The following is a 15410-nucleotide window of genomic DNA, read 5'->3' as shown; positions in this document are numbered from 1 at the left end:
GGTAAGGGAAACGCAGGCTGAGTATATTGATGTGTGGTAATATTTAAGTAAGTGAATGCTATACCTTATGTATTTAAACAGCTCTTAATGCCCGCCTTGCATTATTCTTGTTATGATGTATCACTAAAATATTAAAGTATGTCGAGCAAGAATCGACCTCCGGATGTTAGCAACCGGAGTTTTTTATAACGTCTGTTTAAGCTTTTATACTGAAGAAATTTAGAAATTAATTAATGAGAATAGGAGCTCAACTACAAGCTGAAATTTCCATCTAATTATAAATTTTTTTAGTCTTCCTTCGATTTCATGTTTTTTCCATCCGAAATATGAAGTCTTCTGAAAACAAAACCGGAAATAATCGTAAGAATGCCTATGGTAAGAAATGTATACCGGAAGGCATTATGCGGCTCACCATGAATAAGATCGGTACTTTCAAAAATCTTTAAAACAATCAGTCCGAAAGCGATTCCAAATCCGATAGCCAGCTGCTGATTGACGGATAAAAGCGAATTTCCGCTGCTGGTCTGGAAGTTTCGGAGATCTGCAATGGAAATGGTATTCATTGAAGTAAACTGAATCGAGTTGAAGAATCCCAATACCGCAATAATAGGCACAAACCAGTACAGGGAAGTATTGATGTCCGGAATAGCGAGTAAGCAGATCAGTGTGCCGATAATGAAAGTGTTGATCATAAGTGTCTGCCGGTACCCGAATTTGTCTAATATTTTAATGACATATGATTTTCCGAAGATCGCGGTAAGGGCCATCGGAGCAATGATCCATCCTGAGGTGACGGCAGATTGTCCGTACGCAATCTGAATCATTAATGGTAATAATAATGGAACAGAACTGATTCCCAGTCTGGTAGCAAGATTTCCAACAATTCCTACCCTGAAAGTTCTTACTTGGAATAAATTTAACGGGAAAATAGGACTGTTATCTCTTTTCGCATGACGGTAATAGTAATACATGAAAAGAAACCCCAATATGAAAACAATAAGAACGGGCGTCGTATTCTGAAGGTCTCCGAAGAGCTCAAGAGAAATGGAAAGAAGGAGAGAAGCTGCTGCAAAAATCAGGAAGCCTTTTAAATCGAAATCCACATCTGCGGATTTATAATTGGGCATGAATTTTAATCCTAATGTTACCCCAAGAATGCCAATCGGTATGTTAATGAGAAAAATCCAGTGCCAGGAAAGGTAATCTACCATATAACCTCCAACGAGCGGGCCAAGAACCGGACCGATAAGAGCGGGGATAATAGCAAAGTTCATGGCTTTAAGCAATTCATTTTTGTCGAATGTTTTAATAAGCGCCAGTTTTCCAACCGGTGTCATGAGACTCCCGCCGATTCCTTGTATCACCCTCGAAATAACCAAATGGGTAAGGTTTTGTGAAAGGGCACAGAAAAGGGAACCGAGACTGAATAATATGATGGATGTGATGAAAATCTTTTTGGTCCCGAACCTGTCTGCCAGAAATCCGCTTGCCGGCATGAATACGGCCAGCGTTAAAACATAGCTGATAATGGCATTCTGCATATTCAGGGGGGATTCCTTCAGATCCCTTGCAATAGCCGGAAGTGAAGTGTTGAGAACAGTGGAATCCAGCATCTGCATAAAGATTGCGGTTGCTAAGATCAGCGGTAATATTTTCTTTATCGAATTAGGTTGCGAAACGGCTTCTGACATTGTTTCTGATACTGGAATTATCCAGATTTGTTTGGTTCAAAGAATTAAAATGGTAGTGTTTACAGCAATATTTATTCCTTTGGATTTATTTATTTTAAAAAATTAGTATCAGGAGACTTTTTATAATTTTTAAACCACTAAAAAAGTCCTGCAGATTTCCGCAGGACTTTGATTTTATTTTCTTGGTTTTTCAACCCCTTTCCACTCTTCGCCGGCTTTTCTGTACTGGCTCAGTTCAAAGGTTTTGAAATCTTTTGTTTTGTACTCGATGTTGTCGGTATTTTGCTCAAATGGCATAATGTAATAATATTCTGCATCCGTTCTGTCTGTTTTGGTACCTTTTTTTACGGAAGGAACATATTTCGAGAATTTGTAACTTGGAAGATACTGCTTTAATCTTGCATAGAAAGCTTTATTCTCTTTTTCATCCGGAATGATGCTCACGATGTTGAAATCGTCTTTCTTTTTATCAATCCACAGATAATACGTTGTATCTTCTCCTGTATTTCTGTTGTTGGAATTGAAAGCAAAAAGCTCTTTCGGTACCAGCTCCTTGATTTTTTCGGCATCAATCTTTGTATAATATTGTCCTTTTGAAGGATCTACATACGTTTCAAGATTGTACATCAAAACAGAGTTGTTCTCAAGGTTCTTGTTTTTGAAATATTGATTCAAAGACAGTTCTGCAGTTTCTCTTAGCTCTTTTCCTCTGTCATCAAGCTTTTTGGTAGGATTCTGAGGGTTAACTTTCTTTACAAATTCATATAAAACTTTTGGCTTTATTTCTTTCAGGTGAGGATATGTTTTCAGCTGCTCAGCTTTTACCAGCCAATAGTATTGTTGATAAAAGTCTTCTTTATCAGCATCCTTCACACTTTTATACACCATTGCAAGTTTTTTGGAGCTAAGATATTTGCCGTATTTTCCCTGTCCGAAAGCCAAAGTCATGGATAATAAAGCAAATAAGATAGTAATGTTTCTTCTCATTTTTTTATAATTGATATTTTCGTTTTCCAAATATAATTATTTATTAGATAATATTTTTCATAAACGGTTAAATTGTAACAATATTATTATCGTTACTGCAAAAGAAAATCCTGTATTGCTACAGGATTGATAAATTTATATTTATGTTGCAGGTTTTTAAGGTTAAAGGTTTAGCTTCAAAATTGATAATATGCATTGATCAATCAGGAATATTTAAAAATTGAAAGTAATTTCACAAACACAAAAAACTTTCATGCACTCTAATCCTCAACCTTATTCTCCGTAAGAAGTTTCATGGACTTTTACAGCCCTTCCGCTGGGATCATTCATGTTTTTGAAAGCTTCATCCCATTCCAAAGCAATAGGAGTGGAGCAGGCAACTGAAGGAACAGAAGGTACGGTAGCGGCAGCTGTTTCACTTGGAAAATGTTCTTCAAAAATAGATCGGTAGCGGTATTCTTCTTTATTCTGAGGCGTATTCACAGGAAATCTGAATCGTGCGTTCGTCATCATTTCATCGGTAACTTCTTTCTCGGCAACGGCTTTCAATGTATCAATCCATGAATAGCCCACACCATCCGAAAACTGTTCTTTTTGTCTCCAGACGATGGATTCCGGAAGAATGTCTTCAAATGCTTTTCTCAATACCCATTTTTCAATCTTTCCTTCAGCGGCATTTACCATTTTATCTTTAGGGTTAACGGTCATTGCAGTATCCATAAATTCTTTATCTAAAAAAGGAACGCGGCCTTCAATACCCCAACTCATTAGCGCTTTGTTGGCACGCAGACAATCGTAAAGGTGAAGTTTTCCCAACTTTCTAACGGTTTCATCGTGGAATTCTTTCGCATCAGGTGCTTTATGAAAATATAAATATCCTCCGAACAATTCATCAGAACCTTCTCCCGAAAGTACCATTTTAATTCCCATTGATTTAATTACTCTTGCCAGAAGATACATCGGGGTAGACGCTCTGATAGTGGTAACATCGTATGTTTCCAGGTGATAAATTACATCACGGATCGCATCAAGACCTTCCCGAACGGTAAAATTTACTTCATGGTGAACCGACCCGATGTGTTCCGCTGCTTTTTGCGCAGCTGCCAGATCGGGAGAGCCTACAAGACCAACTGCAAAGCTGTGTAATCGCGGGTACCATGCTTCCTGCGTGTCCCCGCTTTCTACTCTCTGTCTTGCAAATTTTGCCGTTATGGCAGAAATCACGGAAGAGTCTAAACCGCCGGAAAGAAGCACTCCGTAAGGAACATCACTCATGAGTTGTCGGTGTACGGCATCTTCCAGGCCTTTTCTTAATACATCAATATCAGTTTCATTGTCTTTAACAGCGTCATAATTTTCCCAGTCTCTTTTATACCATTGCTGGAGTTCGCTTCCATCCTTGCTGTACACAAAATGTCCGGGTAAAAAGGTTTCGATTTTTTTACAGATTCCTTCCAGTGCTTTCAGTTCGGAAGCTACATAATAATTTCCGTTCTTATCCCATCCCTGATAGAGCGGGCAGATTCCCATATGATCGCGGGCAATAAGGTAAATGTCGTTTTCGGTATCGTACAGTGAAAAAGCAAAAATACCGTTTAGTTTTTCTATAAAATCTTTACCGTATCTTCTATAAAGTGCCAGGATAACTTCACAGTCAGACTGGGTCTGAAATTCATAATCCGGAAACTCTTCTTTTAATTCTCGATGGTTGTAAATTTCCCCGTTTACGGCAAGAACTACTTTCCCGTCTTTGGAAAAAAGTGGTTGCTTTCCGGAAGTAGGATCTACAATAGCGAGCCTTTCGTGGGAGAAAACTACTTTTTCATCCTGGAAGACCCCGCTCCAGTCCGGACCGCGGTGACGGATTTTTTTAGACATTTCGAGAACCTGAGGTCTTAATATTTCAGTTTTTTGTTTAGCGTCAAAAAGACATACAATTCCACACATTGTTTTATCATTTAATTAAAACAAAAGTATTGTTGTGGTTTATAATAAACAATAAAAAAAATCATTAAGCGTATATTTTTAACTTAATGATTTATTATTTAGTAAAATTTTAATTATATGTAAAATTTTATATGATTTTAGTTAAATTTTTTAACTGCCCGTATGGTGTTAAACATATACAAAATTAAAATTGAATATTTATTAATGTATGATAATTAATTACGGAAATTTTTCCCATTACTTTGTGGCTCGAAATAATTTTTTTTCATCATTTGTGTTTTTACCTTCTTGCAGATCCAATTTGCGAGAAGGTTTTTTTTATTCATTTCCCAGCAGGACACCTGAAACATTCCAGGAGCTGAAACTGTTTCCTTCGGTTGGTCCCTGAGGGATTTTTACCTGAATGGTATGTTTTCCGGCTTTAAGATCTCCAAGAGAAATAAAATCAGGATTCGTAATAGTTCCGGGGCACCAGTTTGAGCGGCTTAGGTCTGATGAAGACAGTCCGTCGCCAAAATTTCCGGATGCCGGATTATAAAGACGGTAAGAACCGCAGTCTGATCTCCAGGGGATAAAAGAAAATACCTTATTTCCGTCTAATAAGACCGTATTGGTTTTCGGAACAAATTCATCACCATTTTCCCAGCCTCCGTGTCCGGTGGTAATATATCTCAACTGCGCATTTTTAAGATCTTTTGTTAAGGTAAATTCCACCATTAAGCCTTTGTCCTGGCTGAACATTGTAGAATAGTCCTGTCCTGCCATTTCCATAATATTAAGCGTATTGAATAAGGGAATCACCGTATTGTTTTTATGGATAGTCTGGTCGCTTTTATGGATGGTGATTTCCAGGCTGATTTTGTGGCCACCTTTATCATAATTTCCTATAAAAGTTCCGATCCACAATTCTTTGTCATTTAAAGCAGGTTTCAGTTCAGTAATGTCCTGTCGGTATGGACTGGTTGTCTGCCAGGTTTTATCTTTAATCTGAAGATTATTGAATTTATTAATCCCGAAAGCGGTAAAGAAACGCATCATTTCCACCGCCGGATTATAATTTTCTGTTGCGGTAACGCCGAAATACTGCTTTCCGTTTCCGTTGTCGTACGCCGGAAGAGTTTTTACACCGTTTTCCAATCCGTCCAGAAAAGATTCTTTTTTATCCTGCGGAATAAAAAATACGGTCCCCGTTCTGTCGTAGGCATCCCCGTTGGACTGCTGTTTTAGCTCAACGAAGATATTGTCGCCTTCCTTTATTTTCGGGAATTTAATTTTTTTAAGGATAATAGTTCCGTTGGCAAATCTTTTAACCTCACCATCGGATTTCGAATCTCCGGAAAAGTTGATCGTTTCGTTTTCAAAAACTTTTAATGTGGTAAACCTGCTTTTCCAGAGCATGTCCTTGTAGCCCAGCTGATCCGTGGAAGTAACCTGGCTGCTGAGAATTTTATCAATATCCGTTTTCTTGATTTTTTTAATCGAACTGGCGGATAAAAGTGAATTTTTATTTCTTTCAATTTCCAGCACAAAACCTAAACTTTGTCCCAGTACAGAGGGGCCACCGTTAATCTTAAGATCAGTGGTATACCAGATTTCGATGGTATTGGAATTAATTTTGGTTACTGCTTTTTTGCAATTGTAGCCTAAAATTTTCTTTGTTTCATTCGTGAATTCAAAGTTTTGTTTATTTACAGATTCTGCATCGGATGTAGAAATAATTTCGTCCGGTTTTAAAAATGCATAGGAAATTACGGTATTGGAAGGTTTTTCAATTTTGGTGATTTCAAACGGGAATTCCGCTTTTTGTTCTCTGATTTTGGTATTCAGAATAAAATTTTCCTTTTCGTTGGCCCAAACCAGCGTGGCAGACTGATTGGGAATTACTTTTCCATTATATGAATTGATGTACTGGACCTCATAGGTTTGTGAAAAAGATAGTAATGATAATACAATGAAAAAACTGAGTGAAATTTTTTGAAACATATTGGATTGATCGTTTTTACAAAGATAAATTTTATATCTGTTGCGGATGTGCTCAAATAAAAAAACTACCCTGATTTCAGAGTAGTTATATTTTGTATGTTATTAATCCTAAGAAACTCTTTCGATCAGAGCCATGTAAAAGCCGTCGTAGCCTTCGCTGGGCATTACCTTTTCATCCTTGATCATTTTGAAATTCGGATTATGTTTCAGGAACTCTTTTACCTGCTCATTATTTTCGGAAGGTAAAATAGAACATGTTGCATACACCATTTTTCCTCCTTTTTTCAGCATTTTAGAATAATCCTGAATAATCTGCTGCTGTTCTTTTTTGATGCGGTCTATAAAATCCTGATCGATTTTCCATTTGCTGTCCGGATTTCTTTTTAAAACACCAAGTCCTGAACAAGGTGCATCAATCAATAAACGGTCAGCTTTGTCGTGAAGTCTTTTAATTACTTTATTATCTGTAATCAGACGGGTTTCAATATTATGGGCTCCGGCTCTTTTTGCGCGTCGTTTCAGCTCTGCAAGCTTCCAGTCGAAGATATCTAATGCGATGATTTGCCCTTTATTGCCCATTAATGCGGCAAGATGGAGTGTTTTTCCGCCGGCTCCGGCACACGCGTCCACTACACGCTGGCCTTCTTTTACATCAAGGAAATACCCGATTTTTTGTGAAGAAGCATCCTGAACTTCAAACAAACCTTCTTTAAAGGCAGTAGTAAGAAAAACATTTTTTTTCTCCTCCAGCTGTACTGCATCGGGATAATTTCTTACCGCATAAGAGGTGATATTTTCGTCCGCAAGATCAGAAATAAGTTCTTTAGTGGTAGTTCTTAAAGAGTTAGCTCTCAAAACAGTCGGCGCCTGTTCATTTAAGGCATACATTTCTTTTTCCCATTTTTCGCCCAGTTCTTTTTCAAGAGTTTCGGCAAGCCATTCCGGAATTGAATGTTCAATCGCTTTTGTGGGAACGGTTCCTTTTTTCAGTTTTGTAAGAATGTCGGCAATTTTTATTCCGTCAAATTCTTCAAATTTTTTATAATTGGTTTTGCTCCACAGAAGGTAGGCAATCATCAATTTATAGACATTGTTGGGTTTCACGCCTTCTCCCATGTAATATTCAAGGCGCTTTTTCCAACGGATGATATTGTAGAAAATCTCAGAAACAACGGCTCTGTCCTGGCTTCCCCATTTTTTGTTTGCTTTTAAAAGTCTTTCGATTACTTTATCGGCATATTTATTTTTCTCAAAAAATGTTTCCTGTAAGGCATCGTGGATTCCGATGGCTAAGTTTCTGTGAATAAGTTCCATAATTGGTTCTGCTATTTTGAATCTGCAAAAATACGAATTAAAGTTGAGAATGTCAGGCTGAAAGTTTTAAGGTCGCGGAATAAGAATTAAACAAAATTTTATTATTAGGTATTTGCAGCCTAAATCTAATGTTCCGGATATATCTCATGTTTTTAGATTTTAATTAAAAACATTAAAAAATTACCTTTGCAAAAAAATTAATACAATGAGTGATTCTGTACTTTGTCCGAAATGCGGCTCCGAATTTACCTATCCTAGCGATAATGTAATGGTTTGTTCACAGTGTTTTTACGAATGGAATCCTGAAGAAACAACTGCAGGGGCATCAGATTCGGGAAAAATTTTAGATTCAAATGGTAACGAACTTCAGGACGGAGATTCGGTGGTTGTTATCAAAGATCTTCCGGTAAAAGGAGCACCGAAGCCGGTGAAAGCAGGGACGAAAGTAAAAAACATCCGTCTGAGACCGGACAGCGATCATAATATTGACTGTAAAATAGATGGTTTTGGTGCCATGGCCCTGAAGTCTGAATTTGTGAAAAAGGCATAAAAAAAGGAAAGAATTGGACAGTGTAATCTTTCAAAAAACTAGATTGCAGGAATGCTAATTTTCGTTTTAGGAGGCAGAAAGAGAATTAACCAAAAATTTCCTTATGCTGTGGAAGTACAAATGTAATGAAAACTTTTAAACGAGGTTCTTACATTTGTATTTTTTTTATGCACAATTCCACAATAAGTATTGGGAAATGTGTTGTTTATAGTTGTAAAGCGTAAAATTTAAAGTGTTTAATAAATGATTTTCAGAAGCTTTTAACTATATTTTTTATTATTTTTTAGGAGCTTTTGATCACATCGAAAAGTAATATTATTTTCTATTTTAAGCCTTTTGACTTCGTCGAATTGTATTTTAATTTTTTTAAGGAGCAATTTGATTACATCGAAAAGCAATATATATTTTATTGGAAGCTTTTTCCCGCTCTCCGCACTCGCTATTTTCTTGATTTTGGCTGCGGCGGCGAAGCCGCCGCAGCCAAAATCAAGAAAATGAGCTCAAACAGATGCTTCGATCGGGGCTAGGGTATCAGTCATTTTTCAGTTTTAGTCGGAAAAGGAAAAATAGATTAATCAAATGTAATATTCACTGACTTTTCGATTTGCCGATCGGTGTACATAATCAGTTCTTTATTCTTTGTCATTATTTTATTCCAGTAATGATTTCCGGCAAAACGGCTTTCCAAGACTTCCGCTTCAATGCCATTTTCAGAAACTTTTATTTCTTTGGGATAATAAGAAAATTTCGGAAGCTGAAAAACGGCCATTTCATCTGTATTGAAAATATTGACTTCACCGAAAAGCTTTGCAACATAAGAGTTGTAAGGATTTTTGAAGGTCTTTTCGGGACTTGCTTTCTGAATGACCTCTCCGTTTTGCAATACGACAATCTCATCCAGCCATGGAATGATATCCTGGAGCTCATGTGTAGAAATAATCAGTGAAATATTTTGTTGCTTAACATACCGGAATAACTTTTCACGAAGTTCGATTTTTCTCGGAAAATCAAGATTACTGAAAGGCTCATCAAGGATCAGCAGTTTCGGAAGAACGGAAAGAGCCCGTGCTATGGCCACCCGCTGCTGCTGTCCGCCACTCAGGTATTTCGGGAGAACATTAGCGAATTCTTGCAGGCCTACAACTTCCAGCAATTCTGAAACAGTTTCTTTTTTCTTTGTTAAATTGATATTAGAAATAAATTTGCCTACGTTTTCAGCTACGGTTGCATAAGGCATCAGGTCAAAATTCTGGGCAACAAACTTCATTTTAGCTTCTCCGGGAACCAGGTTTCCTTTAGGGCCGTGCAATTTTTCGCCATCAAAAACAATCGTACCGCTCTGCCAGTCGAGAAGTCCGTAAATCAGGCTTAACAAAGTCGATTTTCCGCAGCCGCTTTCCCCTGCAAGCGCGATGATTTTCCCTTCGTCAAAATGCAGGTTAAGGTTCTGAAACAAAGGTTTTTCTATAGAATATGAAAAGAATAGATTATTTATTTCTAATAGCATAATACAAATGTAATGAATTGAAATCTTTCTAGGAAAGAACAATTTTTTTTATTATTTTAGCAGGAGTAACAAAATTTAAAAAATTATGAAAAGAAAGCTATTTTCGGTAGTTTTTTCTGCTTTTCTGGCTTCATTTATCATCGTTTCCTGCAAAAAGGAAAAACCTGTAACCGGTGAAAGTAATGAGGTGGTAACTGCTAAAGATGGTGCCCAGTTTGCAGTCGATACTTTAAACAGCAAAGTAGAGTGGAAGGGATATAAAATATTTAAATCTGAAAATACAAGCCATTTCGGAATCATTAAGTTTGAAAGCGGAGATGTAACCGCAAAAGACGGTAAACTGCAAAGCGGAAAATTTGTAGCGGATATGACTTCTCTCACTTCCGAAGATCTTAAAAAAGATGCCGCACAAATGGAAAAACTTAACGGTCATCTCAAAAACGGAGACTTTTTTGAAACAGAAAAATTTCCTACAGCATCTTATGAAATTACAAAGGTTTCTCCTTTGGCAGAAGGTGATTATAATACTGTACTGGATGGAAATTTAACCATTAAAGGCATCACAAAACAAATGCAGTTCAAAGCAAACGTATCCGTTAAAGACGGTGTGGTAAGTATTGCTACGGAACCTAAAGACATCAGCAGAAAAGAGTTTGGTGTTGAGTTTCAGAGTCCTGTCGAAAACGGAGTGATTAAAGATGAGATTACACTTCAGATCAATGTAAAGGCATTGGAAAAAAAATAAGGATGATCCAGTCTTTCTTTTTAAAAGAAAAAGATATTTTTTATTTACTTGAAAATTGATTGAAATCTGCTCTTAACAGGAGCGGATTTTTTTAACAATTTAAGGAAAAATATTTCGCCGAAAAACCGTATTTTTGCAAAACATTCTGAAAGGGTAAAACAATGATAGAAAAGATAGAAGAGTTACTGGTTGAAGTAAACAGTTTCAATGCTACATCAAAAGAGGAGATTGAAAACTTCCGTATCAAATACAATGGAAAGAAAGGAATTCTGAATGATTTTTTTGAAAAATTCAAGGAAGTTCCGAATGACCAGAAGAAAGATTTCGGGCAAAAGATCAATACTCTGAAACAGGCAGTTAATGTAAAACTGGAGGATTTGAAAAATGCTTCAGCATCTTCTGTTATAGTTGAAAAGGAAGATCTTACGAGACCTGCCTTCCCTCTGGATCTGGGTTCAAGACATCCTATTAATCTGGTGAAGAACAGAATCATCGAGATTTTTAAATCTATTGGTTTTGCCGTAGCAGACGGACCCGAGATTGAAGACGACTGGCACAACTTCACCGCATTAAATCTTCCGGAATACCATCCGGCCAGAGATATGCAGGATACCTTTTTTATTGAGCAGAATCCTGATATTCTCTTGAGAACTCATACTTCATCGGTACAGATTCGTTATATGGAGGAAAATCAACCGCCTATCAGAATTCTTTCTCCGGGAAGAGTTTTCAGAAATGAGGCTGTGTCTTCACGTTCACACTGTATTTTCCACCAGATCGAAGGTTTGTATATTGACGAAAATGTGAGTTTTGCAGATCTTAAACAAACGATTCAGTTTTTCACTACAGAGCTTTTTGGAAAATCAAAAATCAGATTGCGACCTTCTTATTTCCCTTTCACGGAACCAAGTGCAGAAATCGATGTATACTGGGGATTAAATTCTGAAACCGATTACAGAATTACAAAAGGAACCGGATGGCTTGAAATTATGGGCTGCGGAATGGTAGATCCTGCTGTTCTGAAAAATGTAAATATAGACCCTGAAAAATATTCCGGTTATGCCTTCGGAATGGGAATTGAAAGAATTGTGATGCTGCTCTATCAGATGAGTGATATCAGAATGTTTTTTGAAAATGACATCAGAACACTGGAACAGTTCAAGAGTCTTTAATGAAATTAAATAAAATATATAAAATCCTGTAAATTATTTTATGGGATTTTTTATTATTTTTACATTTAAATTACGCAGATGGTTGAAAAGATAAGTTTTAGATTAAGGAAATTCATTCACTACTCTTTGATTTTATGTATATTACTTATACAGTTTCTGATTGCGGGCTTTTTCTACAATGAGTTCATTACAAAGAAAAATTTAAAGTTTATTGAAAGTCAGCTAAAAGAGATTCATTCCCTGGAAAAGCTCACAAATAATTCTAAAAAAGAATTGTTAAACGCACAGGTTGACTTTCAGAAATATGTCTCTAATAATGATAAAAAATATCTGGACTTATATTTTAAATCTTTACATAAACTTGATAAGAATCTGGACAGTATCGACAGTTATAAAAATAAATATCCTAGATTAAAAAACATACTGATTTTAGAAAATAAAAATTCTCCAAAGGTTCAAAGGCTGAAAAACCTTATTGATTCCGTGCATGAATATTCTACCAATACAAGCCTTAAAAGACCCTATGTTTTTCCCGAAATCAGAAAGTATGATCTTGATTATAATTTTGATAAGTTTAATATAGAAAGGAAAACCTATTCTGATACGATAAAGAAAAAAAAATTTTTCGGGCGTTTAAGAGATGCAATATCCGGAAAAGAAAATGTGCGCAAAGACAGTATTGTTGTAACCATGAAACAAGGAATTAATCCCAATACAGCACTCATAAAAGCTGAATTTGACAGTATTTTGGATGTAGTTAATAATCATTATAAAGTACAGGTTAAATATATGCAGACCAATGTTTTACGGAAAGAAAGCAATAGTACTGCTTTTTATAAAATATTCGGTAATCTGCTAATGTATGGAAATAGTGTCATGAATATTTATGACTATGCCATCAAGAACTCTAGGGCAGATCTGGAAAAAGAATATTATCGGCAAAACTCTGCAAATAACCGCATCAGGACGAATCTTATTTTCGCAGCAATGATTCTTATGCTTATAATCTCTGTTCTTATTATGATGCTTACAGGTGTCGCTTTTTCTTATGAAAAGAAATTAAAAGCAGCTAATCTTCAGATCAAAGCTAATCTTGAATTTAAAAACCGGGTTTTGGGAATGTTAAGCCATGAGTTAAGGGCTCCGTTGAAAATTATCGGTATTCTTATTAATAGAATCAGTGAGAAAACGGATGATAAAGAAATCAAAGAGTATCTTAAATCTATTGGTTTTACCAGTAATACATTATTGCTCCAGGCAAATCAGATTCTGGAATATACTAAAAACCAGCATGTAAAAAATAAACTCATTCCGGTTACTTTTAATCTCAATAGCCAGATCACATCTATATTAAGCTCCATTGAAAATTATATAGAAACAAGAAACAATACATTTGTGGTGAATAAAGCGATCAATCCGGACCTGATGGTGTATTCGGACAATGCTAAAATCGCCCAGATTTTTATGAATATTCTAGGCAATGCCAATAAATTTACAGAGAACGGGCAGATAACTGTTACTGTAAAAACTGAAATTACAGAAGAATCTGTAGTCACTTTAACAACAGAAATTATTGATACCGGAGTTGGAATCGCAGAGTCTGATCTTAAAAAAATATTTGAACCTTATTATCAGGGTGTTTTATCAGATGATATCGAAAATATTGGTGCAGGTCTGGGTCTGAACTTATGCAAGGAACTGATAGAACTCTACGATGGGCAGATTTCGGTTCAAAGCGAACCGGGAAAAGGTACAAAGGTTTATTTTTCTCTTAATTTAAAAGTCAGTTATGATAAATAAGGATGAAGAAAAACTATTTTTTCTGCTGGCAGATGATCATATGCTCATTCGGCAGGGAATGATATTTATACTGGATGCTGCGGGAATCAATTATGAAGCCTTTCATGCATCAAATTTCCGGCAGATCAGAGAATGTATCAATGATAATCCCATTCATATCGCGATAATCGATGCTCATTTTCCCGAAGGAAACAGCCTTCAGATAATAACAGAAATCAAAGAAAAAAAACCGGAAATTAAAATTCTCATTTTTTCCGGAATTGATGAGAATATACATGCTCTTAAATATCTGAATGCAGGAGCAGACGGATTCCTGAGTAAACTTAGTGAGGAAAAAGAGATAGAGGAGGCAATATTCTCAATAATTGAGAAAGGTGAATATATTTCCCCCGTAACGCAGGCCCTGCTGATGAATTCACTTAATAATCGCAATCTGGTTAATCCACTGCTGTCTTTAACAGAAAGAGAACTTGAAATCGCACGCATGTACGCTGCCGGTTACGGCAATCTCGAAATTGCAAACATGCTGGACGTGAAGCAAAATACCATCAGTACAATTAAAAAAAGAATGTTTAAAAAGCTTAAAATTGAAAATATCGTTAAGTTGATTGAGCTAGTTAAAAATCATTCCTAATAGAGTTGTAGAAAAATATCTACAATTGTGTCGATATATATCTAATGTTTTTTTAGTGATTCTATATCCATGGTGCAATATCTTTGTACCATAATAATCAGCTGTTATTACCCTGTAAAACAATCTTTGATTCTGAAAACACAAATGATGAAATAAAAAAAGAATCAAGGATTAAAAAAACGCAAATGATGATTTAAGTATATCTTCGGGGAAGTGGATCTGCTTATTATCAAATGCAAAAAAAGACCTCCGGAATTTTCGGAGGTTTTTCTTTTATTACTGATTTTTGTTCAGAGTTTTATTTTGTAAATTTTAACGGATATTTTACATTGCTGTATCCGTCAATACTGGCCTTTAGAGAACCTACGGCGAGCTCTGCTTTTAGAAGTATCGGGAGGTGATTTGCATCGTTGGAAACCCACATCACCACACCTTCTTTTTCTTTAAAAACCCTTCCGCTTTTTACAGATGGAATAATTTTTAAACAATTAATAGTACCAAACTTAGTCTTAAGATTTTCTGTTCCGGTTACCTTAAGCTGAAAAGGAAACATTTCATCATCAATCCAGACATTCATATTAATTACCGTTCCCACTTTCAGTTCAGAGGGGCTTTTACTTCTTAAATAATAGAAACAGGAAAGCATATCCTGTACTCCTTTCACAGATTTTATAACCTTGGAGCCGTTGGCAGGCGTTTTTTTATCTGTAAGAACCAAAGTATTATTATCATGATTAAAGGTTGTTTCAAGATGCTGACGATAGCTTCCTTCTTTTACATTTCTTACATAAAAACTCGGAAGTTCGGTATTCATATTAATATAACTTTCATAAAGGTCATCAACCTTAAAAAACGCTCGTACCGCTCCTGTTGTCTGCCCCGTTCCCTTTACGTACAAATGCGGAACTCCTCTGTAGGCACTTTTTTTTGCTGTTAAATTAGCAGTTCCCGCATTAAGAAAACCGTAATGGATTCGCAGGCTGATAGACTCACCATCTGCAATATTGGTGATCTGACTAAAACTTAATGTAAACAGAAACACCAAAATAATACTCAAAAATTTTTTCATACTCAAAATTT

Annotated in this window: 12 protein-coding genes; 5 read left to right on the top strand and 7 right to left on the bottom strand. The window is 36.1% G+C overall.

Translation table 11 applies throughout. The features are described 5' to 3' along the window. Positions 1–287: 287 nt before the first annotated feature. From M0D58_RS07140 to M0D58_RS07120, 5 genes are all read right to left on the bottom strand, one after another. Positions 288–1691, bottom strand: a complete 1404-nt coding sequence (locus M0D58_RS07140; RefSeq protein WP_248394584.1) for an MFS transporter — start codon at positions 1689–1691, stop codon at positions 288–290. A 174-nt stretch (positions 1692–1865) separates the two neighbouring features. After that, positions 1866–2678 carry a hypothetical protein gene (locus tag M0D58_RS07135; protein WP_248394583.1) on the bottom strand — a complete coding sequence of 271 codons (813 nt, stop codon included), beginning with the start codon at positions 2676–2678 and terminating at the stop codon, positions 1866–1868. 273 nt (positions 2679–2951) lie between these two features. Then, positions 2952–4625, bottom strand: a complete 1674-nt coding sequence (asnB, locus tag M0D58_RS07130; protein ID WP_248394582.1) for an asparagine synthase B — start codon at positions 4623–4625, stop codon at positions 2952–2954. 318 nt (positions 4626–4943) lie between these two features. Continuing rightward, a complete protein-coding gene (locus M0D58_RS07125) occupies positions 4944–6608 on the bottom strand; it encodes a GLPGLI family protein (RefSeq protein ID WP_248394580.1) in 1665 nt (554 codons plus the stop codon). A 108-nt stretch (positions 6609–6716) separates the two neighbouring features. Next, complete coding sequence (locus M0D58_RS07120; protein ID WP_248394578.1) at positions 6717–7922, bottom strand: RsmB/NOP family class I SAM-dependent RNA methyltransferase; 1206 nt, start codon at positions 7920–7922, stop codon at positions 6717–6719. 205 nt (positions 7923–8127) lie between these two features. Between M0D58_RS07120 and M0D58_RS07115 the strand changes: the two genes are divergently transcribed. After that, positions 8128–8472, top strand: coding sequence for a zinc ribbon domain-containing protein YjdM (locus M0D58_RS07115; protein ID WP_248394577.1), 345 nt, complete (start codon positions 8128–8130; stop codon positions 8470–8472). Between the two features lie 571 nt (positions 8473–9043). Here the strand turns inward: M0D58_RS07115 and M0D58_RS07110 are convergent. After that, the gene (locus M0D58_RS07110) at positions 9044–9979 is read right to left on the bottom strand and encodes a sulfate/molybdate ABC transporter ATP-binding protein (protein WP_248394575.1); all 936 of its coding nucleotides are present in this window, start codon (positions 9977–9979) and stop codon (positions 9044–9046) included. Positions 9980–10064: 85 nt separating this feature from the next. Between M0D58_RS07110 and M0D58_RS07105 the strand changes: the two genes are divergently transcribed. The 4 genes from M0D58_RS07105 to M0D58_RS07090 all read left to right on the top strand — a co-directional run bounded on the left by M0D58_RS07105 (position 10065) and on the right by M0D58_RS07090 (position 14330). Continuing rightward, the gene (locus tag M0D58_RS07105; protein ID WP_248394573.1) at positions 10065–10724 is read left to right on the top strand and encodes a YceI family protein; all 660 of its coding nucleotides are present in this window, start codon (positions 10065–10067) and stop codon (positions 10722–10724) included. Between the two features lie 161 nt (positions 10725–10885). Then, complete coding sequence (pheS, locus tag M0D58_RS07100) at positions 10886–11896, top strand: phenylalanine--tRNA ligase subunit alpha (RefSeq protein ID WP_248394571.1); 1011 nt, start codon at positions 10886–10888, stop codon at positions 11894–11896. A gap of 78 nt (positions 11897–11974) precedes the next feature. Beyond that, complete coding sequence (locus M0D58_RS07095) at positions 11975–13696, top strand: sensor histidine kinase (RefSeq protein ID WP_248394569.1); 1722 nt, start codon at positions 11975–11977, stop codon at positions 13694–13696. Beyond that, positions 13686–14330: a response regulator gene (locus M0D58_RS07090; protein ID WP_248394567.1), complete on the top strand. Its 645-nt coding sequence runs from the start codon at positions 13686–13688 to the stop codon at positions 14328–14330. The genes M0D58_RS07095 and M0D58_RS07090 overlap by 11 nt, the downstream gene beginning before the upstream one ends. Before the next feature lie 298 nt (positions 14331–14628). Here the strand turns inward: M0D58_RS07090 and M0D58_RS07085 are convergent, their stop codons facing one another. Beyond that, positions 14629–15399, bottom strand: a complete 771-nt coding sequence (locus M0D58_RS07085; RefSeq protein ID WP_248394565.1) for a DUF3108 domain-containing protein — start codon at positions 15397–15399, stop codon at positions 14629–14631. Positions 15400–15410 lie beyond the last annotated feature (11 nt).

The organism is Chryseobacterium nepalense (assembly GCF_023195755.1).
Lineage (GTDB): Bacteria > Bacteroidota > Bacteroidia > Flavobacteriales > Weeksellaceae > Chryseobacterium > Chryseobacterium nepalense.
The sequence above is the reverse complement of the archived record's forward strand: the minus strand, read 5'-3'. Positions and strand labels throughout refer to the sequence as shown.

Coding starts and splice junctions, on each gene's coding strand:
- M0D58_RS07110 (WP_248394575.1), bottom strand. CDS start 9,979: ATGCTATTAGAAATAAATAATCTATTCTTTTCATATTCTATAGAAAAA.
- M0D58_RS07120 (WP_248394578.1), bottom strand. CDS start 7,922: ATGGAACTTATTCACAGAAACTTAGCCATCGGAATCCACGATGCCTTA.
- M0D58_RS07085 (WP_248394565.1), bottom strand. CDS start 15,399: ATGAAAAAATTTTTGAGTATTATTTTGGTGTTTCTGTTTACATTAAGT.
- M0D58_RS07105 (WP_248394573.1), top strand. CDS start 10,065: ATGAAAAGAAAGCTATTTTCGGTAGTTTTTTCTGCTTTTCTGGCTTCA.
- M0D58_RS07095 (WP_248394569.1), top strand. CDS start 11,975: ATGGTTGAAAAGATAAGTTTTAGATTAAGGAAATTCATTCACTACTCT.
- M0D58_RS07125 (WP_248394580.1), bottom strand. CDS start 6,608: ATGTTTCAAAAAATTTCACTCAGTTTTTTCATTGTATTATCATTACTA.
- M0D58_RS07115 (WP_248394577.1), top strand. CDS start 8,128: ATGAGTGATTCTGTACTTTGTCCGAAATGCGGCTCCGAATTTACCTAT.
- asnB (WP_248394582.1), bottom strand. CDS start 4,625: ATGTGTGGAATTGTATGTCTTTTTGACGCTAAACAAAAAACTGAAATA.
- M0D58_RS07135 (WP_248394583.1), bottom strand. CDS start 2,678: ATGAGAAGAAACATTACTATCTTATTTGCTTTATTATCCATGACTTTG.
- pheS (WP_248394571.1), top strand. CDS start 10,886: ATGATAGAAAAGATAGAAGAGTTACTGGTTGAAGTAAACAGTTTCAAT.
- M0D58_RS07090 (WP_248394567.1), top strand. CDS start 13,686: ATGATAAATAAGGATGAAGAAAAACTATTTTTTCTGCTGGCAGATGAT.
- M0D58_RS07140 (WP_248394584.1), bottom strand. CDS start 1,691: ATGTCAGAAGCCGTTTCGCAACCTAATTCGATAAAGAAAATATTACCG.